General features: G+C 63.2%; 2 protein-coding genes (1 of these 2 running past the window's edge). Both read left to right on the top strand.

Features of this window, described 5'->3' with window-relative positions:
- Window positions 1-7,179 carry the 3' portion of a non-ribosomal peptide synthetase gene (locus P406_RS05480; RefSeq protein ID WP_046235585.1) on the top strand. It extends 2,319 nt beyond the left edge of the window, so the window shows 7,179 of its 9,498 coding nt (coding positions 2,320-9,498); the start codon falls outside the window, past its left edge; its stop codon occupies window positions 7,177-7,179.
- Window positions 7,176-24,956 (top strand): non-ribosomal peptide synthetase, encoded by a 17,781-nt coding sequence (locus tag P406_RS05475; RefSeq protein WP_046235584.1) that lies wholly within the window; start codon window positions 7,176-7,178, stop codon window positions 24,954-24,956. The genes P406_RS05480 and P406_RS05475 overlap by 4 nt, the downstream gene beginning before the upstream one ends.

Genomic DNA, 24,956 nt, shown 5'->3' with positions numbered 1-24,956 from the left:
ATCGCCAACACCCGTGTCTACGTACTCGACAAGCACTTGCAAGCGATGCCCGTCGGTGTACCCGGTGAGCTTTACATTGGCGGTGAGGGTGTTGCGCGAGGCTACCTGAACCAGCCGCAACTCACCGACGAGCGCTTTGTTGCCGACCCGTTCAGCGATGTTGCACAGGCGCGTATGTACCGCAGCGGCGATCTGGTGCGCTGGAACGACGACGGGACTCTGGATTACCTGGGCCGTAACGACGACCAGGTGAAGATTCGTGGCATGCGCATCGAGCTGGGCGAAATCGAATCGGTGCTGGCCAGTCTGGAGGGGGTCAAAGACGCGGTTGTGCTGGTTCGCGATCTCCATCTGCTGGCCTGGTTCACAGAAACCGTCACGGTCGACACCGACACGCTGGCAGCGGCAATGCGCGCACGCCTGCCGGGCTACATGGTGCCGCGCGCGTTTACCCGGCTGGCGTCGCTGCCATTGACGGCCAACGGCAAACTTGACCGTCGTGCGCTGCCCGATCCCGACCCGGCGTACCTGCTTGGCAACGCTTATGAAGCACCACAGGGCGAAGTGGAAATCGCCATGGCGGCCATCTGGGCACAGGTGCTGGGCATCGAGCGCGTAGGGCGACACGACAACTTTTTCGAACTGGGCGGCCATTCCTTGCTCGCCGTCAGTCTGGTGGAGCAACTGCGCAAGGCCGGACTCAAGGCGGATGTGCATGTGCTGCTCAGCCAGCCGACACTGGCCGTTCTGGCGGCATGTCAGACGGACGTCAGCACCTTCAAGGTGCCGGCAAACCTTATTCCGGCAGGCTGCAAGCAGATCACTCCGGGCATGTTGAGTCTGGTGGCGCTCGAACAGTCAGCCATTGACCGCATCGTCGCCAGCGTACCGGGCGGTGCCGCCAATGTGCAGGAGATCTACCCGCTGGCACCGTTGCAGGAAGGCATTCTCTATCACCACCTGACCGCAGAGCAGGGCGATCCCTATCTGCTGCAATGGCGTCTGGCGTTCGACACGCCGGAGCGTCTGTACAGCTGGGCTGCGGCCTTGCAGGAAGTCATCGACCGCCACGATATCCTGCGCACCTCGGTGGTGTGGCAAGGTCTGGAAAGCCCGCAACAGGTGGTCTGGCGCAATGCCGAGCTGACGGTACAGGCCATCGAGTTCGAGGCCGATGACCCCGAAACGCCTGTCATCGATCGTCTGCAACGCCAGTTCGACGCCCGTCATCATCGACTGGATCTGACCCAGGCACCCTTGATGCGTCTGGTGCATGCCCAGCAAGCGTCGAGCGTCGAGACCGTCGCCATTCTGCTCTTCCACCACCTGGTGCTGGATAACACAGCGATGGAAATCGTCAGCCGTGAGATGCAAGCGTTGCTGTTCGGCCACCGCTATGACTTGAAAACGCCGGTGCCGTACCGCAACTACGTCGCGCAAGTACGCCTGGCCAATGATGAGGCAAGCCACACAGCGTTTTTCACTGAAATGCTCGGTGACGTCGATGAGCCAACCCTGCCTTTTGGCATACAGGACGTGCACGCCGACGGCAGTGGCATCGAGGAGGAGCGACGGGCCCTCGACCCTGAACTGGCGCTGCGGCTGCGCGAGCAGGCACGCCAGCTCGGGGTGAGCGCTGCAAGCCTGATGCACGTCGTCTGGGCGCGGGTTCTGGGCGTGCTCGCCAATCGTCGCGACGTGGTGTTCGGCACTGTGTTGCTGGGACGCATGGGCGGTGACGGCGCTGATCGGGCGCTCGGTGTGTTTATCAATACGTTGCCGCTGCGCGTGGATACGGCGCAGGACACTCGATCAGCCGTCAAGGCGGTGCACGCGAAGCTGTCTGCGCTGATCGCTCACGAGCAGGCTTCACTGGTACTCGCTCAGGGCTGCAGCGCGGTGGCATCGGGTTCCCCGCTGTTCAGTGCCTTGCTCAATTATCGCCACAGCGCTGAGGTAAAACCGCAGGACGGCGAAGGGCTCTGGCAAGGCGTGCGGGTGCTCGGTGGCGATGTACGCAGCAATTACCCGCTGACGCTCTGCGTGGACGATCTGGGCGAAGGTTTCGACCTGCATATGCTGGCACAGCAGGGTATGGGCGCCGAGCGTATCACTGGCTGGGTGCTCAACACGCTGGAGCATCTGTTGGACACTCTGGAACAGGCGCTGCCGCTGCGGCTGGAGAGCGTAGCGATTCTCGACGCGGCAGAGCGCAACCATTTGTTGCTCGATTTCAACGGCAGCGAGCAGCCGTTCCCGCAGGACTGCACCGTCAATGCGTTGATCGAAGCGCAGGCTGCCAGCCAGCCAAACAGCCCTGCGGTGATTCAGGGCGGTCATGTACTGACCTACGCTCAGCTCAACGAGCGCGCCAATCGCCTGGCCCACTATCTGATTGACCTGGGCGTCAAAACCGATGAGCGCATCGCCCTGTGCCTGCACCGTGGTCCCGAACGCCTGGTTGCCATGTTGGCGGTGCTCAAGGCCGGTGCGGCCTACGTGCCGGTCGACCCGGTCTATCCGGCCGAGCGTATTGCCTACCTGCTGCAGGACAGCGCGCCCCGCGTGGTTCTGACTGAAAACTCGACCCACGAGCTGGCCGGCGATACTGCCCGGGTGAACATCGAGCAAGCGGACTGGCTGGGCTCTTCCGGCAATAACCCCTGTGTTGCGGACCTTGATGCGCAAAAACTGGCGTACGTCATCTATACCTCCGGCTCCACCGGCCAGCCCAAGGGCGTCATGGTCGAGCACTGCACGCTGGTCAATCTGGTGCACTGGCACTGTCAGGCATTCGCTCTGCAGGCTGGCAGTCATACGGCGAGCGTGGCCGGTTTCGGCTTCGACGCCATGGCCTGGGAAGTGTGGCCGGCGCTGTGTGCCGCTGCGGTACTGCATCTACCACCGGCCGAGGTCGGCAACGAGCACGTCGATGAGTTGCTCGACTGGTGGCTGGAACAGCCACTTCAGGTCGGTTTCCTGCCGACCCCGGTAGCCGAACAGGCCTTCAGACGCCCGCGCCAACACCCGACGCTGCGCACGCTGCTGATCGGCGGCGACCGCTTGCGCCAGTTCGACAGCGACCCTGGCTTCGCCGTGATCAACAACTACGGCCCGACTGAAACCACCGTGGTGGCGACCTCTGGTGCCGTGCAGCCGGGCGGGCCTTTGCATATCGGCGGCCCGATCGCCAACACTCGCGTGTATGTGCTGGATGAGCAGTTGCAGCCCGTGCCGGTGGGTGTCGTCGGCGAGTTGTACATCGGTGGTGCGGGGGTTGCCCGTGGCTATCTGAATCGTCCGCAAATGACCGAAGAGCGTTTTATCGCCGATCCGTTCAGCGCCGCAACGCAGGCGCGCCTGTATCGCAGCGGCGATCTGGTGCGCTGGAATGCCGATGGCAGCCTCGACTATCTGGGACGCAATGACGACCAGGTGAAAATTCGCGGCATGCGCATCGAGCTGGGCGAAATCGAATCGGCTCTGGCCAGTCAGGCCGAGGTGCAGGACGCTGTGGTGCTGGTGCGCGGTGAACGTTTGCTGGCCTGGTTCACCGGAAACGCTCCTGTCGAACCCGAAGCGCTGCGCGAGGCGTTGCGTGCATGTCTTCCCGCGCACATGGTGCCGCTGGCCTTCACACGCCTGGACGCGTTGCCGCTGACCAGCCATGGCAAGCTTGACCGCCGTGCCTTGCCGGACCCGGAGCTGGAAGCGCTGACCAGTCAAGCCTACGTGGCACCCGTGGGTGCAACTGAAACCCTCATGGCTGATCTTTGGGCGCACGTGCTTGGCCTGGAAAAAGTCGGTCGTCATGACAACTTCTTTGAGCTGGGCGGCCACTCGCTGCTGGCGGTCAGTCTGGTCGAGCGTCTGCGTAATGCCGGGCTCAGCGTCGATGTACGCGTCCTGCTCGGCCAGCCGACCGTCGCCGCGCTGGCCGCATCGGTGGGCAAAGGGCGTGAAATCCCGACGCCGCTCAATCGCGTTCCGGCCGGTTGTACACACATCACGCCGGACCTGCTGAGCCTTTCACAGCTCGACCAGACGACCATCGAGCGCATTGTCGCCACGGTGCCTGGCGGAGCGGCCAATGTGCAGGAAATCTACCCGCTGGCGCCCCTGCAGGAAGGCATCCTCTATCACCACCTGACTGCCGAGCAGGGCGACCCGTACTTGCTGCAATTGCGCATGAACGTCGACAGCCCGGAGCGTCTGGAGGCGGTGGCCGCTGCCTTGCGCAAGGTCATCGCGCGGCACGACAGTCTGCGCACGGCGATCGTCTGGGAAGGCCTGGAAACGCCGCAACAGGTGGTCTGGCGCCAGGCGGATCTGCTTGTCGAACGGGTGACACTGGCGCAAATCGACACCCCGGCGGGCGCGGCGCGTATGGACTTGAGCTGTGCGCCGCTGATCCGTCTGGCCTACTGCCCGGACGCGGAAGGCCCAGGCCTGTCGGCAACGCTGCGTTTCCATCACATTGTGGTGGACGCCACGGCGCTCGAAGTCATGCGCGAAGAAATACTCGCCCATCTGCGCGGCAAGCCGGGCCCGACTCAGCCCGCCGTGCCGTATCGCAACTATGTGGCCCAGGCACGTCTGGGTGTCAGCGAAGCGGAACATGAGGCGTATTTCCGCGAGCAACTTGGCGATATCGACGAGCCGACGTTGCCATTCGATCTGCGCGATGTGCAGGGTGACGGCAGCTGCATTGAGGAAGCCCAGCAGGTGCTGCCCGATGCGTTGCTACAGCGCCTGCGCAGTCAGGCGCGGCAACTGGGTGTCAGCGTCGCCAGCCTGTTGCATCTGGCGTGGGCGCGGGTTCTGGGCGCGGCCACCGGCAATGACCGCGTGGTATTCGGCACTGTGCTGCTAGGTCGTTTGCAGGGCGGTGCGGGTGCCGACCGTGGTATGGGCATGTTCATCAATACGCTGCCGTTGCGGGTCGATCTGGGCAACCTCAGCGTGCGCGACGGCGCACGCGCCACGCATGCACGACTGGCGGCACTGCTTGGCCATGAGCACGCATCCCTGGCTCAGGCACAGCGCTGGAGCGGGGTGGCAGCGCCATTGCCGTTGTTCAGTGCAATCCTCAACTATCGACACGCCGCAGGCCAGGCGCGCCAGGATGCGCAGCTCGATGCATGGCAAGGCCTGGAGATTCTGACCAGCGAGAAGCACACCAACTACCCGTTGAGCCTCAACGTCGACGATCTGGGCGACAGCCTGCGCCTGAGCGTTACCGTGCCACCGCAGGTAGGGGCGCAACGTATCTGTGCTTATGTGCAGCAGACGCTGACGGCCATGCTGGATGCCCTTGAAGGCCAGCCGGATCTGCCGGTGCAGCATCTGTCGGTACTCGGCGCTGAAGAGCGGCAGCGCTCGCTGGTCGAATTCAACGCCACGGCGATCCATCACGATCTTCAGCAAACCCTGCACGGGCTGTTCGAAGCACAGGCGGTGCGTACGCCGCAGGCGATAGCCCTGCGCGCGGGGCGTGCGCAATTGAGCTATCGCCAGCTCAACGAACAGGCCAACTGCCTGGCGCATCACCTGATCGATCTGGGCGTGCGGCCTGATCAACGGGTTGCGATCTGTGTCGAGCGCGGCCTGTCGATGGTGATCGGTCTGCTGGCGATCCTCAAGGCCGGTGGCGCTTATGTACCCCTGGATCCGAGCTACCCGCGCGAGCGTTTGCAGTACATGGTCAAGGACAGCACGCCGGTCGCCTTGCTGGTACAGGCCGGCACCCGCGATCTGCTCGACGACGAGCACGCCCTGCGGATCGATCTGGACAGCGTGACCTGGGACGCTCAGCGTGATCAGAATCCGCGCGTTCCCGGCCTGACGGCGGAGCATCTGGCGTATGTGATTTATACCTCGGGCTCCACCGGTACGCCGAAAGGGGTGATGGTCGAGCACCGTAACGTCAGCAACCTGGTGCAATGGAGCTCGAGGTTGTGCCCACCGACCTCGGGCACTGTCATGCTGCAAAAGACCCCGATCAGCTTCGACGCCTCGGTCTGGGAAATCTTCTGGCCACTGAGCAGCGGTATTGCGCTGGTGCTGGCCCGCCCTGACGGCCAGCGTGATCCTGCCTACCTGGCGCAAGTGATTCAGGAGCGCCAGGTCAGCGTGGTGCAGTTCGTTCCTGCACTGTTGCAGCAGTTCCTCGATCTGCCGCAGAGCAGCGCGTGCAGCAGCCTGACCGACATTGTCTGCGGGGGCGGCGAGCTGACCGTGGAGATGGCCGCGCAGCTACGCAAACGTTTGCCAGAGGTACGCCTGCACAACGTGTACGGCCCGACCGAAACCACCGTCGATTGCAGCGTGTGGACACTGCAAGCCGACGAAGCCGTACCGGACACTGCCTTGCCTATCGGGCGTCCGATCAGCAACACGCGGCTTTACGTGCTCGACGCCCATGACCAGCCTGTACCGCAGGGGGTTATCGGCCAGCTGCATATCGGCGGTGCCGGGGTGACGCGTGGCTACCTGAACCTGCCAAAGACCGATGCCGAACGTTTTATCGACAGCCCTTTCGTAGCAGGCGATCGCCTGTACCGCAGTGGCGATCTGGTACGTCAGCGGGCAGACGGCAACCTCGAGTTCCTTGGCCGCAATGACGATCAGGTGAAGATCCACGGGTTGCGTATCGAACCGGGCGACATTCAGGCCTGCCTGCTCAGCCATCCGGGTATCGAACAGGCGGTCGTGCTGGTGCGCGACGAGCAACCAGGCGGGCAGCGGCTGGTGGCCTATTACACCGGCACACAGCTGTCGGTCGAGACATTGCGTGAGGTGCTGCGTGCGCAGTTGCCGGATTACATGGTGCCCGCATTGTTCTTGCATCTGGATGAAATGCCCCTGAGCCCCAACGGCAAGCTGGACCGCAAGGCGCTGCCTGCGCCCGGGCAGGATGCGCTCCTGACCCGCCCTTATGAGGCACCGCAAGGCGAAACCGAAGCCTTGCTGGCCAGGCTCTGGAGCGAACTGCTCGGGGTCGGGCAGGTCGGCCGTCACGACAACTTTTTCGAACTGGGCGGTCATTCGCTGCTGGCGGTGAGCCTGACTGCGCGCCTGCGCCAGGAAGGCATCGAGGCCGATGTCCGGGCGCTTTTCGAACAACCTACGCTGGCGGGCTACGCAGCCATCACAGAGAACATGGAGATTACCCTGTGAGCATCAACGAACTCTTGGCGACACTCAAAGCTCACGAAATCCACCTGACGGTCAAGGACGGTCAATTAGTGGTGCAGGGCAATCGCCGTGCCTTGACCGAGAACGGGCTACTGGAACATCTGCGTGAGCATAAGCCGGCGCTGATCGAGCTCATCGAACAGGGCGATTATCAGAACGGCAAGCGCGGCGCACCGGCATTGCCAGCCAACGGCATCGAGCAGGGTTGCGAGCGAATCACCCCCGAAATGCTGACGCTGGTGAAGCTCGATCAGGCAGCTATTGACCTGTTGATGGACGCGACACCGGGAGGTGCCGCGAACGTCCAGGACATCTACCCGCTGGCGCCGCTGCAGCAAGGCATTCTTTACCATCATGTCACCGCCACCCAAGGCGATCCCTATGTCATGCAGGTGCAATTCGCCTTTTCTGACCAGGCACGTCTGGACGCGTTCGCCGAGGCGCTGCAAAGCGTCATCACCCGGCATGACATTCTGCGCACCTCAATACACTGGAAGGGGCTGGAAACCCCGGTGCAGGTGGTTTGGCGCCACGCTGAACTGAAGGTCGACCGCTCGCCGCTCGCGGCAGACCTGACGATGGACCTGGGCCAGGCACCGCTGATGCGTCTGGTCTGCCATGCACCCGTAGCAGGCCAGCGGGTCGAGGCTACGCTGCTGTTCCACCACATTGCCATGGACCACAGTGCCCTTGAGGTGGTGCGCCATGAAATACAGGCATGTCTGTCGGGGCAAGCCGAAATGCTGGGCGTACCGGTACCGTTTCGCAACTATGTCGGGCAAGCGCTGCTGGGCGTCAGCGAGGCTCAGCATGAAGCGTTTTTCCGCGAGATGCTGGGTGATCTCGACGAACCGACACTGGCCTACGGCCTGCAGGATCTGAGCGGTGAGGGTGATGCGATCGAAGAGCACAGCATCACGCTCGATCAGCAATTGTGTCAGCGCCTGCGCGCTCAGTCGCGAACGCTGGGCATCAGTGTCGCCAGCCTGTTCCATTTAGGCTGGGCACGGGTGCTGGCAGGCCTCGCCGGACAGTCGCGGGTTGTGTTCGGCACCGTGCTGATGGGGCGCCTGCTGGGGGCCGAAGCCACAGAGCGGGCGCTGGGCATCTTCATCAACACATTGCCGCTGCGCCTCGATCTGGCTGAGCAGGGCGTGCAAGCCGCAGTGCGCGCCACCCACCAGCGCCTGACCGCACTGATGCGCCACGAACACGCACCGCTGGCACTGGCGCAGCGCTGCAGTGGGGTAAAGGCGCCGACGCCGTTGTTCAACGCATTGCTCAACTACCGCCACAGTGCGCCGGCGCAGGCGTCCGGTGAAACATGGCAAGGCATTGAAGTGCTGCAGGCTCAGGAGCGCAGCAATTATCCGCTGGTGCTGAGCGTCGATGATCTGGGTGAAGCCTTTGGCTTGACGGCTCAAGCCACCGCAGGCATCGACCCGCACAGTATTTGCGCCTATATGCAATGGACCATGGAAAGCGTGGTCGATGCGCTGGAGCAGACGCCGCAGTTGCCGGTCGATCAGCTCGATATCGTGCCCGCCAGCGAGCGTGCGCAGTTGTTGTTGGACTTCAATGACCGACGTGCTGACTACGAACGCAGGCTGACAATTCATCAGCGCATTGAGCTGCTGGCAGAGCAGCAGCCTGACGCCATTGCCGCACAGGTAGGTGCACAACACCTGAGCTACCGCGAGCTGAACGCACGCGCCAATGCGCTCGCCGATCATTTGCTCAGTCTTGACGTGCAACCCGATGACCGCGTGGCGGTGGTAGCGCGGCGCAGCCTGGAGACGCTGGTCGGCTTGCTGGCGGTGCTCAAGGCCGGTGCGGGCTATGTGCCGGTCGATCCGGCGCACCCGGACGAACGCATTGCCTATCTGCTCGGCGACAGCGCGCCGGTTGCGGTGTTGGCTCAACCGGCGTTTGTCGAACGCCTGCAAGGGTTGGGCCTGGCGGGATTGAACACCCCACTGATCGAACTGGACCTGGCAAACTGGCCGGAGCAGCAAGACAATCCTCACATCGACACGCTCGATGCGACCCATCTCGCCTACGTGATCTACACCTCGGGCTCGACCGGCCAGCCCAAGGGCGTGATGGTCGAGCACCGCTCGCTAAACAATCTGATCGACTGGCACCGTGAGGCGTTCGATCTGCACGCGGGCAGTCATACCGCCAGTGTGGCGGGCTTCGGTTTCGACGCCATGGCCTGGGAAATCTGGCCGGCCTTGTGCGCCGGGGCGACGCTGCACCTGCCACCGGCCGAAATCGGCAATGAGCAGCTTGATGCGCTGCTTGACTGGTGGATCGTCCAGCCATTGCAGGTCGCTTTTCTGCCCACACCGGTGGCCGAATATGCCTTCAGTCGCAACCTGCGTCATCCAACCCTGCGCACGCTGCTGATCGGCGGTGACCGGCTACGCCAGTTCCATCGCGATCCGGGCTTTGCGGTGATCAACAATTATGGCCCCACCGAAACCACGGTGGTCGCCACCTCCGGTCGTTTATTACCCGACGGCAGCCTGGACATCGGCAGACCGGTCGCCAACACCTCGATTTACCTGCTTGATGAGCGGCAACAGCTGGTCCCGCTCGGTGTGCCGGGCGAGCTGTATATCGGTGGCGACAGTGTGGCGCGTGGTTACCTGAATCAGCCGCAACTGACTGCCGAACGCTTTGTGCATGATCCGTTCGCCGGGCAACCACAGGCGCGCATGTACCGCACCGGCGATCTGGCACGCTGGAATGCCGATGGCACGCTGGAATACCTGGGTCGTAATGACGATCAGGTGAAAATTCGCGGGGTGCGTATCGAGCTGGGTGAGATCGAAAACCAGTTCAGCCAGTTGCCGGGTATCGAGGAGGCACTGGTACTGGCTCGCGAAGATGAACCGGGGCAACCACGGCTGGTGGGGTATTTCACTGAGCGTGCCGGCGCTGCCTCCAGCACCGTGGAGCAATTGCGTACCGCACTGCTGGCGCGCCTGCCGGGTTATATGGTGCCCGGCGCATTGGTGCGCCTGGATAGCTGGCCACTGACGGCCAATGGCAAGGTCGACCGCCGTGCCTTGCCGGTACCCGACCGAACCGCGCTGTCGACCGGCGAATACCAGGCTCCGCAAGGCGAGCTTGAGACCGCGCTGGCCCTGATTTGGAGCGAATTGCTGCAGGTCGAGCGCGTAGGGCGTCATGACCGTTTCTTTGAGCTGGGCGGTCATTCGTTGCTGGCCATGCGTATGGTTTCTCAGGTCCGTCAGCGCCTGTCACTGGAACTGGCCCTTGGCGACCTGTTTGCCGACAGCTCGCTGATCGCGGTTGCACACTGCCTGACCGCTGCCGCGCGCAGTCAGTTGCCGGTCATCGACGTGCAGCCACGCAACGGTCCGGTACCCTTGTCTTCCGCTCAGCAGCGCATCTGGTTCATGGCGCAAATGGAAGATGCCAACAGCGCCTATAACATCTCGCTGGGCCTGAAATTGAGCGGTCCGCTGGACAGCCGTGCCTTGACGCGTGCACTGGAGCGCATTGTGGCCCGCCACGACAGCCTGCGCAGCCGCTTCAGCCAGGAAGACGACAATGCCTGGGTAGAGGCCGCGTCTGTGACTGAAGTGCCGCGCATCTGCTGGCAGGATTTACGCGAACAGGACCCGCAAGCGCTGCAGGCCGTGATCAGGGAGGAAGCCGCGCAGCCCTTCGACTTGCAGCACGACCTGCCGATCCGTGGCCGTTTGCTGTGTCTGGCTGAAGACCGTCACGTCTTGCTGCTGACCGTGCATCACATCGTTGCCGACGGCTGGTCGCTGGGCGTGCTGACCCGCGAACTGACCGCGCTCTACCAGGCGTTCAGTCAAGGGCAGGAGGATCCATTACCCGCGCTGGCACTGCAATATGGCGATTACGCCGTGTGGCAACGCAACTGGCTGGACGACGAGCGATTGAGTCATCAGGCCGATTACTGGCAGCAGACCCTGACGGGTGCGCCGGTATTGCTGACCCTGCCCACCGACCGTCCACGTCCTGCGCATCAGGACTACACCGGGGCCAGCGTCGCGCTGGATCTCGATCCGCGTCTGAGCACCGACCTCAGAGCCTTCTGCCAGGCGCAGTCGGTGACACCGTTCATGCTGTTCATGGGCGCATGGGCCGTATTGCTGGCGCGGCTGTCCGGACAGGAAGAGGTGGTCGTCGGCATGCCGGTTGCCAACCGCCGTCGTGCTGAAATCGAAGGCTTGATCGGTCTGTTCGTCAATACCCTGGCCGTGCGTGTCGATACGTCGGGCGAGCCGGATGTGGTGACGCTGCTGGAGCGCATCAAGGCCCGTGTGGTGGAAGCGCAGGACCATCAGGACCTGCCTTTCGAACAAGTGGTGGAGCGCCTGCGGCCGCCGCGCAGCCTCGCGCACAGCCCGTTATTCCAGGCATCGCTGACCTGGGACGGCAGCCAGGGGCTGGGATTGCAACTGGGCGATATGCAGCTCGAACCGCTGGATGAACAGGCCGCATTCGCAAAATTCGACCTGGCGTTGAGCGTCAGCGATGGCCCTGATCATTTCAGTTGCATCGTGGAATATGCCACAGCGCTGTTTGACCACGGCACCGTCGAACGCCATCTGGGGTATCTGGAAGCGATACTGCGCGCCATGGTGGCTGACAGCCAGACGGTGGTGAGCCACATTCGGCTGTTGTCGGAGGCCGAGCGTCGGCAGTTGACCGACGGCTTCAATGCACCCGATGCGGTGTATCCGCAAGAGCAGACGCTGCACAGTCAGTTTGAAGCGCAAGCGCAGCGCACGCCGGATGCGATTGCCGTCAGCTATGAAGAGGAGTCGTGGAGCTACGCGACACTCAACGCCCAGGCCAACAGGATCGCGCATCGCCTGATTGGCATGGGCATCGGTGCGGACGATCGAGTCGCCATCTGCACGCCTCGCGGCCTGCAGATGATTGCGGGCCTGCTGGGGATTCTCAAAGCCGGTGCCGCCTACGTGCCGCTGGACCCGGCTTATCCGCTTGAACGTCTGGCTTATACCCTCGACGACAGCGCACCGGTGGCGTTGTTGAGTCAGCGGTCAGTGCAGGGCACCTTGCCGGTCTCGGAAGTGCCGGTGATCTGTCTCGACGACGACTTGCAGGACGAATCCGTCTGTAATCCGCAGGTGCCGGTAACGCCCGGCAACCTGGCTTATGTGATCTACACCTCCGGGTCCACCGGTAAGCCCAAAGGCGTGATGATCGAACATCGCAACGTCGCGCGGCTGTTCTCGGCCACCGAAGATTGGTTCGGTTTCAACCAGCAGGATGTCTGGGCGCTGTTCCATTCGTTCGCCTTCGACTTTTCGGTCTGGGAAATCTGGGGCGCGTTGCTGCATGGCGGGCATTTGGTGATCGTGCCGCAGCTGGTCAGCCGCTCGCCCGAAGACTTCTACGCATTACTGTGCAGCACCGGGGTGACGGTGCTCAACCAGACGCCGAGTGCGTTCCGTCAGTTGATTGCTGCACAGGGCGAGAACGGCCAGGCGCATTCGTTGCGCAAGGTGATCTTCGGCGGTGAAGCGCTGGACACCGTGATACTCAAGCCGTGGTATGCCCGCAAGGTGAATGCCGGCACACAACTGGTGAACATGTACGGCATCACCGAAACCACGGTGCATGTGACCTATTACCCGTTGCAGCCCGAAGACGCCCAGCGCCTCGGCGCCAGCCCGATCGGCAGGCGCATTCCCGATTTGCAGCTGTATGTTCTCGATGCCCGCGGCGAGCCGGTGCCGATGGGCGTGGTTGGCGAGCTGTATGTCGGCGGTGCCGGCGTGGCGCGGGGCTATCTGCACCGTGAAGCTCTGACGGCTGAACGCTTTCTCGACAACCCGTTCAGCCACGCAGCGAATGCGCGGATGTACCGTACCGGTGACCTGGGCCGCTGGCTGGCCGATGGCAGCCTGGAATACATGGGCCGTAATGACGAACAGGTCAAGATTCGCGGTTTCCGTATCGAACTGGGTGAGATCGCAGCGCTCCTGAACGATCATCCAGATGTTCTCGACGCTGTGGTTGTGGCGCGCGAGGATGTGCCTGGCGATAAACGACTGGTTGGCTATTACACCTCGGCTGAAGATAAAGCCGGGCTGGATATCGAACAGTTGCGTGCCTGGCTGTCCGGCCTGCTGCCCGAATACATGGTGCCTGCAGCCTATGTACGGCTGGCCAGCCTGCCGGTGACGGCGAACGGCAAACTGGACCGCAAAAGCCTGCCGGCACCGGACCGCGACAGCATCGCCAGCCGGGCCTATGAAGCGCCGCAAGGATCGATCGAAATCGCCCTGGCAAGCCTGTGGGCCGAGCTGCTGCATGTGGAGCAGGTCGGTCGTCAGGATAATTTCTTTGAACTGGGCGGCCACTCGTTGCTGGCCGTGACCCTGATTGCGCGTATGCGTCGTCTGGACATGCGTGCGGACATTCGTGTTCTGTTTGTCCAGCCAACGCTGGCGGCGCTGGCCGAGGCTGTCGGTGGCGACACTGAAATCGATGTGCCAGCCAACCTGATCGATGCGCACTGCCAGCGCATCACCCCTGAACTGCTGCCCTTGGTAGCGCTGGATCAGCCCGCCATTGAGCGTATCGTGGCGCGGGTGCCGGGCGGTGCCGCTAATGTGCAGGATATCTACCCGCTGGGCCCGTTGCAGACCGGTATTCTTTATCACCACCTGACCGCCGGGGACCGCGATCCTTACCTGTTGCAGCCGCAGCTCGCCTTCGCCGACGCCTCGCGTCTCGAGGCTTTTTGCCATGCCTTGCAGCGAGTGATCGAGCGCAACGATATTCTGCGCACCGGGTTGTTCTGGGAAGGTTTGCAAGCACCGGTACAAGTGGTCTGGCGTCAGGCGCCTCTGCGGGTTGAAGAGACAGCCTTGCAGGACCTGTTCAATGCACCACGCATGGACCTGACGCAGGCGCCGCTGCTGCAACTGGTCTATGCCCATGATCCGGCCAACCAAAGGATCGCAGCGGTGCTGCGCTACCACCATGTGATCATGGACCACATCGCCCTCGACATATTGAGCCATGAGTTGCAGGCGATACTGCTGGACGACGAAGCTCAGCTTGCAGCGCCTGTGCCTTACCGAAACTACATTGCCCATGTTGTGCGCGGGCCTGGCGAGGACGCCCATGAAGTGTTCTTCCGCGAGCAGTTGGGCGATATCGATGAGCCGACCTTGCCTTACGGCCTGGCCATGACATCCGCAGAGCAGATTCCTGGCGATGCACGACTCACACTGGACAGCGACCTGTGCCGGCAGATCCGCGATCAGGCAAGGCAGTTGAGTGTCAGTGCCGCCACCTTGATGCACCTCGCCTGGGCTCAGGTGCTGGGCCAGTTGTCCGGGCGTGACAGCGTGGTATTCGGCACCGTGCTGCTTGGACGCCTGCGCGGCGGTGAAGGGGGCGAGCGCGCCTTGGGGGTGTTCATCAATACCTTGCCATTGCGCATGGATCTGGTCGGGCACTGCGCGCGCAGTGCCGTGCTCGACCTTCATGGTCGTCTGGTCGGGATGCTCGCCCACGAGCACGCTCAGCTGGCTCTGACCCAGCGCTGCAGTGCCTTGCCGGCTGGTGCGCCACTGTTCAATACGCTGCTCAATTACCGCCACAGCGCTGTGCCTGAGGTCGATGACCAGGCGAACAACACGGCATGGCAAGGGATTGAGGTCGTGCACGCAGAGGAGCGCAGTAACTACCCGCTGACCTTGAGTATCGATGACTTCGGCGATGGTTTCAGCCTGACAGCCCAGGCTGCGCCGGGTATTGATCCGCAACGGATTTGCGCCTACGTGCAACAAGCCCTTGTCCATCTGGTGCGGGCCCTGGAGCAGCAATCGGCAGCAGCCCTGATCGAATCGTCAGTGGTGCCGGAGGCAGAACGCGAGCGTCTGTCGGTAACATTCAACGATACCCGGCGTGACTACCCCCGCGAGCAGCCCGTGCACCGTCTGTTCGAACGCCGCGCTGCGCTTCATCCGCATGCAGTGGCGGCCGTGCATGGCCGTCGCTCACTCACTTATGGTGAGTTGAACGAGCGCGCCAACCACTTGGCGCACTACCTGCTGGGGCAAGGTGTGCGGCCCGACGAGCATGTGGCGATTCTGCTGCCGCGCTCACTGGAACTGCTGATCAGCCAGTTGGCTATCGGCAAATGCGCAGCGACCTACGTGCCACTGGACGTCAATGCGCCTGCCGAACGCCAGCATTACATGCTCGATGATTGCCAGGCGAAATGTGTGCTGACACAGAGCGCCACCTCGATGGGCTCGACGGTGCAACGCATCGATCTGGACCAGTTGAACCTTGACGACCAGCCAGCGCATGACCCGGGCCTGCCTCAGACATCCGACACAGCGGCTTACGTCATGTATACCTCCGGCTCGACGGGGGCCCCGAAAGGCGTCCGTGTGGCCCATCGCGGCATTGCCAGGCTGGTGTTGAACAACGGTTATGCCGACTTCAACGAACAGGACAGCATCGCCTTTGCCTCCAACCCGGCGTTCGATGCCAGCACCATGGAAGTCTGGGGTGCCTTGCTCAACGGTGGACAGCTGTTGGTGATCGAGCACACCACGCTGATCGACCCGATGCGTTTCAGCGCAGCCCTGCGTCAGGGCAATGTCAGTGTGCTGTTTCTGACCAGCGCGCTGTTCAACCAGTACGTGCAACTGATCCCCGAGGCACTCAGCGGTCTTCGGCTGTTGCTTTCCGGCGGTGAACGCGCCGATCCGGCGAGCTTCCGCACGCTGCTTGCCCAGGCTCCGGGCCTGCACCTGTTGAACGCGTACGGCCCCACTGAAACGACTACCTTCGCTACAGCCAGTGATGTAAGAGCACTGGCCGATCACGCCGAGTCGGTACCGATTGGCAGGCCTATCGGCAACACGACGGTCTACGTGCTCGACGCTCATCAGCACCTGACACCGTTGGGGGCCATTGGCGAGCTTTACATTGGTGGCGACGGTGTGGCGCTGGGTTATCTGAATCGCCCGGACCTGACCGCAGAGAAGTTTATCGCCGACCCGTTCAGCGATCAGCCCGGCGCGATGATGTACCGCACTGGCGATCTGGGCCGCTGGCTGGAGGACGGCCAGCTGGAATGTCTGGGACGCAACGATGACCAAGTGAAAATCCGCGGTTTCCGTATCGAACTGGGCGAGATCGTCAATTGCCTGCACCAGTTGCCGGGCATCAGGGAGGCTGTGGTTGTGGCGCGCGAGGATGAGCCGGGCCATGTGCGTCTGGTTGCCTACTTCACCAGCCGGGTGGACGCCGAGGCGCCTGCACCGGAGCAAATGCGTGCTCACCTGCAGGCTAACCTGCCGGAATACATGGTGCCTGGGGCCTTTGTCGAACTGACCGCTTTGCCGTTGACCGCCAACGGCAAGCTGGACAGCCGTGCGCTGCCCAAACCGGATCACTCGTCGCTGTTGGGGCTGGCCTACGAGCCACCGCAGGGCGAGATTGAAATCGCTCTGGCACAGATATGGGCTGAAGTTCTGCAGCTCGAGCGGGTCGGTCGCCACGATCACTTTTTCGATCTGGGCGGGCACTCCCTGCTGGCCATGCGCATGGTGTCGCAGGTGCGTCAGCAGATGGGCATGGAATTGCCATTGGGCGAACTCTTCGCGCTGGGCGAACTGGCAGCCGTGGCCAGTGCGCTGGCTGGTACGGGACGCAGTGAACTGTCACTGATCCTGCCTGCGCCGCGTGATCAGTCGCTACCGCTGTCGTTTGCCCAGCAGCGTTTGTGGTTTCTGGCACAAATGGAGGGCGGCAATCAGGCTTACAACATCCCGCTGGCCCTCAGTCTGCGAGGATCGCTGGATGTGGCTGCACTGACAGCCGCGCTTGGGCGAATCGTCGAGCGCCACGAAACCCTGCGCAGCCGCTTCATTGCCCGCGAGGAGGGGGCTGAAGTCGTGTTCACCGCACCGACAGCCATGTCGTTCCTGCACATCGAAGACCTGCGTCAAAACCCGCAAACGTTGGCCGAACGCGTCGCAGCGGAGGCCACCGCAGCGTTCGATCTGACGCGGGGGCCGCTGATCCGGGGCTGCCTGCTGCAGGTGGAAGACGCGCGGCACGTGTTGTTGCTGACCGTGCACCACATCGTCTCAGATGGCTGGTCGATGGGCGTTCTGACCCGCGAACTGCTTGCGTTGTATCCGGCGCTGCGTCGCGACGAGGCCGATCCGCTGCCAGCGCTGAGCATCCAGTACGCCGACTATGCGGTCTGGCAGCAGGGCTGGATGAGCGGTGAACGTCTGCAACACCAGGCTGCTTATTGGCGGCAGGCGCTGGAAGGCGCACCAACACTGCTGACCCTGCCTGCCGACCGGCCGCGTCCGGCGCAGCAGGATTTCACCGGTGCCAGCCTCAACGTACGGCTGGATGGGCAACTGACTGCCGGCCTGCGTGCTCTGGCACAACGGCAAGGCGTTACGCTGTACATGACCTTGCTGACTGCGTGGGGCGCACTGCTGGCGCGGCTTTCCGGTCAGACCGAGGTGGTGGTCGGCAGCCCGATCGCGGGCCGTGGTCGCGCCGAGCTGGAAGGGCTGATCGGCCTGTTCGTCAACACGCTGGCCATACGCATCGATACGGCAGCGGCACCCACCGGTGAGGCGCTGCTGGCACAGGTCAGGACGCGAGTCCTGGAGGCTCAGGACCACCAGGACCTGCCGTTCGAGCAGGTGGTGGAAATCGTCCGCCCGACACGCAGCCTGGCCCATGGCCCACTGTTCCAGACAACGCTCAACTGGCTGGCCGGGGAAACTACGTTGCCGGAGATGGACGGGCTGTCGCTGGCGACGGTCGAACAGCAGAGTCAGGTCTCCAAGTTCGATCTGTCGCTCAACCTCGGCGAACAGGGTGATGCCTTGTTCGGTACGCTGGACTACGCCACTGCGCTGTTCGATGAGGCAACGGTGCAGCGCTATTGCGGTTATTTCGAACAATTACTGCGCACGCTGGTGAATAACCAGCAGGTGGTGCTCGCTGATATTCCGCTGGTGGGCCTGCAGGAGCGCGAGTATCTGCTCGACACTCTTAACGCCAGCGCGGTGAGCCTGCCGCAAGGTCAGACCATTCATGCCCTGATAGAAGCACGCGCCGAAGGCATGCCCGAAGCCGTTGCCGCCAGGGTCGGCGAGCAGTCACTGAACTACGCGCAGATGAACCGTCAGGCCAACAGCCTTGCTCATCATCTGATCAGCCTGGGCGTGCGCCCGGATGATCGCGTCGCGGTCGTCGCACGCCGTGGGCTGGACACGCTGGTGAGCCTGCTGGCCGTGCTCAAGTCCGGTGCCTGCTATGTGCCGGTGGATCCGGCGCACCCCGATGAGCGCATAAACTATCTGCTGACTGACAGCGCACCAGTAGTGGTGCTCGCCGAACAGGCGTTCATGGCGCGCCTGCCTGCACTGACGGTGCCGCTGCTCGCGCTCGATCGCCCTCAATGGCCTGAGCAACCGGCAAATCCGCTGGTGTCGGGCCAGACGCCCGGCGATCTGGCGTATGTGATTTACACCTCCGGCTCGACCGGACAACCGAAAGGCGTAATGGTCGAACATCGCACGCTGGCCAATCTCGTCCACTGGCATTGCCAGGCGTTCGCTTTGCACGCCGGCAGCCATACGGCCACTGTGGCCGGCTTCGGTTTTGACGCGATGGCCTGGGAAGTCTGGCCGGCCCTGTGTGCAGGGGCAACGCTGCACATCCCGCCCGCCGAGATCAGCAATGAACAGCTCGACCTGCTGCTCGACTGGTGGCTGGCGCAGCCGCTGCAGGTGGCGTTTCTGCCGACACCGGTGGCCGAATATGCGTTCAGCCGCGAGCTCTATCACCCGACGCTGCACACGCTGCTGATCGGTGGCGACCGCCTGCGGCAGTTCCACCGCGATCCGGGTTTTGTCGTGATCAACAACTATGGCCCGACCGAAACCACAGTGGTTGCCACTTCCGGTCGTTTGTTGCCTGACGGCAGCCTCGACATCGGCAAGCCGATCGCCAACACCCGCGTGTACCTGCTGGATGAGCAGCAGCAACTGGTGCCGACCGGTGTTGCCGGCGAGCTGTACATCGGCGGTGAAGGCGTGGCGCGGGGCTATCTGAATCAGCCGCAACTCACTGCCGAACGCTTCCTCAGCGACCCGTTCTGCGAGAACCCGCAGGCGCGCATGTACCGCACCGGCGATCTGGCGCGCTGGAATGCCGACGGCACGCTGGACTATCTGGGGCGTAACGACGATCAGGTAAAAATCCGCGGTATGCGCATCGAACTGGGCGAAATCGAGGCGCAACTGACCTCGTTGTCGGGTATCGAGGAATCGCTGGTGGTGGCGCGCGAGGACGAACCTGGACAGTCACGTCTGGTGGCGTACTTCATTGAGCAAGGCCCGCGCCCGGCGCTTGATATCGCCAGGCTGCGTGCCGACATGCTGGACCGTCTCCCGGGCTACATGGTGCCGAGTGCGTTCGTGCGCCTCGATGCCTGGCCATTGACCGCCAACGGCAAGGTCGATCGACGTGCCTTGCCGATGCCGGATCGCGACGCATTGCCAGGACGTGAATACGCGCCGCCGCAAGGCGAGCTGGAAATGGCCCTGGCCGACATCTGGAGCGATTTGCTGCAAGTCGAGCAAGTAGGGCGCAACGATCACTTCTTCGAACTCGGCGGCCATTCGCTGCTCGCTGTTACTTTGATCGCACGCATGCGTCGCCGTGGCATGGATGCCGATATCCGCGTGTTGTTTGCCCAGCCGACCCTGGCCGCCTTGGCACGCGCCGTTGGCAGCGGCGCTCAGGTGAAGATTCCGGCCAACCTGATCGGTGCGGATTGCACGTCAATCACCCCGGACCTGTTGCCGCTGGTGAAACTGGACCAGGCAGGGATCGATCGCGTTGTCGCCAGCGTTACCGGTGGTGCGAGCAATATTCAGGACATCTACCCGCTGGGGCCTCTGCAGGCGGGTATTTTCTATCACTACCTGTCCGCCGCCGAGGATGATCCCTATCGCTTGCAGGCACGCTTCGCCTTTGCCGACCGCTCGCGACTGGAGGCCTTCAGCCAGGCGCTGCAACAGATCATCGCCCGTAACGACGTGTTGCGCACTTCACTGTGCTGGGAAGGTCTGGAAACGCCTGTGCAAGTGGTCTGGCGACATGCCGATCTGCCGGTGATCGAGGTGCCGCTGGCGGCGCTGGATAATCCCGAGCCGCTGGAACTTGTACGTGCACCGCTGCTGCGGCTGATCCACGCCGATGACACGGACAACGGGCGTATCGTCGCGGTCCTGCTGTTCCATCACCTGATCATGGACCACGTTGCCCTGGACCTGCTGAGCCAGGAATTGCAGGCGGTACTGCTCGATCAGGCAGCGCAACTGCCTGCGCCAGTGCCTTACCGCAACTACATCGCGCAGACCTTGCTGGGGGCGGGGGACGACACGCACGAAGCGTTCTTCCGCGAGCAATTGGGCGATCTGGATGAGCCGACCCTGGCGTATGCTCAGACCTGGTTGCCAGGGCCGGAGGTCGCAGGCGAGGCCCGACTGCGTCTGGATGCGGACCTGAGCAGGCGTTTACGCTATCAGGTGCGGCAGCTGGGTGTCAGCCCTGCCAGCCTGATGCACCTGGCCTGGGCTCAGGTACTGGGCCGCTTGGCCGGGCGTGACAGCGTGGTGTTCGGCACCGTACTGCTGGGTCGTTTGAACGGCAGCGAGGGTGCCGAACGCACACTCGGGGTGTTCATCAACACCTTGCCGCTGCGCATCGACCTGGCCGATCAGAGTGCACGCGATGCGCTGTCCCAGACCCACCGTCGCCTGACCGGATTGCTTGCCCACGAACAGGCTTCTCTGGCAATCGCTCAGCGTTGCAGCGCCTTGCCTGCGGGCGTACCGTTGTTCAGTGCGCTGTTGAATTACCGCCACAGTGCGGCGCCCGGTGAGGCAAACGAGGCTGCCGGCAAGGCCTGGCAGGGCATCGAGCTGTTGCAGTCTGGCGAGCGCAGCAGCTATCCGTTGACGCTCAGCGTCGATGATCTGGGCGAAGCGTTCGACCTTACTGCGCTGACCTCGACAGGCATCGATGCCCGACGTATTTGCGCGTATCTTTTCTGCGCCGTGGAGGGATTGGTCAACGCCCTCGAGCAGGCGCCGTCCGAGCCGATTCAAGCACTGAATATTCTGCCCGGCACCGAGCGAAGCGAACTGCTCGATGGCTTCAATGCCGATCGCCTTACGGCGGAGTGCCCGCTGCCGGTTCATCTACGTATCGAACAGCAGGCGTTTGATCAGCCGAACGCACTGGCCGCTCAGGCGGGCGACCAGCATTTGAGCTACGCCGAGTTGAATGCCCGTGCCAACGCATTGGCCCATCATCTGATCGGACTGGGCGTACGTTCTGACGACCGGGTGGCGGTGGTCGCGCGGCGCGGTCTGGAGACCCTGGCCGGTCTGCTGGCAGTGCTGAAAGCCGGGGCGAGCTACGTACCGGTCGATCCGGGCCACCCGGATGAACGCATCAGCTACCTGCTGGAGAACAGCGAACCGGTGGTGGTGTTGGCGCAATTCGACTTGCTGACACGTCTGCCCGAACTGCAGGTGCCGCTGATCGCGCTTGATCGCCCGGACTGGTCACAGCGCACCGACAACCCGTCCGTGCCGGAAATGACCACGCAGCATCTGGCTTACGTGATTTACACCTCGGGGTCCACCGGGCTGCCCAAGGGCGTGATGGTCGAGCACCGCACGCTGAACAATCTGGTGGATTGGCACTGTGAAGCCTTCAACCTGCGTGCCGGCAGTCATACCGCCAGCGTTGCCGGGTTCGGTTTCGACGCCATGGCCTGGGAAGTCTGGCCTGCGCTGTGTGCCGGTGCGGTGCTGCACCTGCCGCCTGCGGAGATTGGCAATGAACAGCTCGATGTGCTGCTCGACTGGTGGCTGGCCCAGCCGCTGCAGGTGGCGTTTCTGCCGACCCCGGTGGCCGAATATGCCTTCAGCCGTGAATTGCACCACCCGACGCTGCAGACCCTGTTGATTGGCGGTGATCGCTTGCGCCACTTCAACCGTGATCCGGGTTTTGCCGTGGTCAACAACTATGGCCCGACAGAGACCACGGTGGTGGCCAGCTCTGGCCGGATGCAGCCAGGCAAGGTGTTGCACATCGGCAAGCCGGTTACCCATGCCCGACTGTACGTACTGGATTCGCGTGGTCAGCCACTGCCACTCGGCGTGCCCGGTGAGTTGTACATCGGTGGCGCAGGCGTGGCTCGCGGCTATCTGAACCGTGCGGACCTGACCGCAGAACGCTTCCTCGACGATCCGTTCAGCGACAGGCCCGGTGCGCGCATGTATCGCTCCGGCGATCTGGTGCGCTGGCTGTCCGACGGGACGCTTGAATACCTGGGCCGCAACGATGATCAGGTGAAGATTCGTGGCGTGCGTATCGAGCCAGGCGAGATCGAACAGCACCTGGCGCAATGCCCGGGCGTCGGCGAAGCGGTGGTGACCACCCAGCGTCTGGACGATGGCACGTTGCGTCTGGTGGGTTACTTCACCCGTCGTGACGCGTCGCTCGACAGTGCCGCCTTGCGTGCGCATCTGTTGGGTCAACTCCCGGAGTACATGGTGCCTGCGGTGTTTGTAGGCCTTGATGCGCTGCCATTGACCCAGAACGGCAAAGTCGACCGCAAGGCGTTGCCTGCGCCGGACCTGGCCGCACTGGCGAACCTCGCTTACCAGGCGCCTTCAACGGCTCTGGAAGAGCGCTTGGCGGACTTGTGGGCCGAGGTTCTTGAAGTCGGGAAAATCGGCAGGCACGACAGCTTCTTCGAACTGGGCGGCCATTCGCTGTCGGCCATCCGTCTGGTCAGCCTGCTGCAAAAAGCCGGCGTGTCACTGACGCTGGCCGAGCTGTTCCAGCACCCTAGCGTTGCAGCGTTGGCCGGCTTGCTTGACCAGCGTCCAGGATCGCCGGACGAAGCTCGGGAGGTGATCACAGTGCGTGCCGGTGGCAGCGAGTCACCGTTGTTTCTGCTGCACGATTTCACCGGGCTGGATGCTTATTTCCCCGTGCTTGGGCAACATCTGCAAGGCGACTTCCCGATTTACGGCTTGCCGGGCATTGGCCTTGGGCAGCAGCAATTACGCACCATGGAGTGCCTGGCTGCGCGGATGGTGGAGCGCATTCGTCAGGTCCAGCCGCGGGGCCCGTATCGGTTGGCCGGCTGGTCGTTTGGCGGGGTTCTGGCCTACGAAGTGGCCACTCAACTGCTGGGCATGGACGAGGCCGTGACATTCCTCGGCCTGATCGACAGCTATGTGCCACGCCTGACCGATCAGGGCAAGGCGCGCTGGCAGGGACCTGACTTGCTCGAGCGGCAATTGCTCTCGCATTGCACTGCGCACTGGCAAGCCCAGGCGGGTGAGGGCGCTGCGAAGTTGGCGCGTCTGAACTCATTGAGCGAGCAAGCGCCGCTGCCGGACTTCGCGACGCTGTTGCAACTGTGCCGTGACGAAGGCCTGTTGTACGAGGAACTCGCGCTGGCGAGCGATCAGCAATTGCACCATTACCTGGACCGGGAAGTGGCGCATGGTCAGGCTCTGGCGCATTACCAGCTGGAGCCGCTCAGCCTGCCGATTCACCTGTTCCGCGCCGAACAGCGTCCAATGGCGCCGATCGGAAGCAGTTCGACCCTGGGCTGGGGTGAGATTCTCTCCAGAAATCAACTGCAGTGCGTCGATGTCCCGGGGGACCACATGACGATGATGCAGGCACCGCACGTGGCCGTGCTCGGTCTGAACATCGTTCAGGCGTTGCACAACGCGCCTGCCACGCCACCGCCGGCACCGGCTCATCAGTCGCTGCTGGCCATCCAGAGCGGGCGTGACGGGCATGCGCCAGTGTTTTGCGTACCGGGCGCCGGTGACAGCGTCACCAGTTTCATTGGCTTGGCCGAGGCGTTGGGGCCGGACTGGCCGATCCACGGCCTGCAACCGCGTGGCCTGGACGGTCGCAGTGTTCCGCACAGTCGGGTGGAAGCGGCAGCGCAGAGCCACGTGCAGGCCATCGAAGCGCTGTATCCGAAAGGTCCCCTGCATCTGGTCGGGCATTCGTTCGGCGGCTGGGCAGCGCACGCCATGGCGGTCAAGCTGCAGGCCCGTGGCCGCGAGGTCGTCTCGTTGACCCTGATCGACAGCGAAGCGCCTGGCGGCGAGGGCCTGGACGGCAAACCTTATACCGCCACCGCCGTGCTGGAACGCCTGATCGAGGCGCTGCAGTTGTCCAGCGGAAGAAGCCTCGAGCTTGACCCGCTGGCCTTTGCCGACAGCGATACGGTCACGCAAATGCACCTGCTTCAGCAGGCCATGGTGCGCGTCGGGTTATTGCCGCCACGCCTGGCGGCACAGGCTCTGCAAGGCATTGTCCGCACGTTTGCCAGCGCCTTGCGCACGGTCTATCGACCTGAGCCGGGAGGCTACAGCGGCAGGGCGAGTCTGGTATTGGTGAATGATCCGCAACTGGATGCGCTGGACAATCAACTTGAGCATGCCGCTTGCGCAAGCGAATGGCAGCACTTGCTGCCGCAACTTTCGCTCTGGCACGGGCCGGGCAACCACTTCAGCGTCCTGAAAGCGCCGGACGTCTATAGCCTGGCGGCCTGGTGGTATGACGGGTTGGCAGTGGGTGTGGGGGAAACGCAATGA

Source organism: Pseudomonas syringae pv. coryli str. NCPPB 4273, assembly GCF_000972175.1.
GTDB classification, from domain to species: domain Bacteria; phylum Pseudomonadota; class Gammaproteobacteria; order Pseudomonadales; family Pseudomonadaceae; genus Aquipseudomonas; species Aquipseudomonas syringae.
This window is presented reverse-complemented; position numbering and strand designations above follow the sequence as displayed.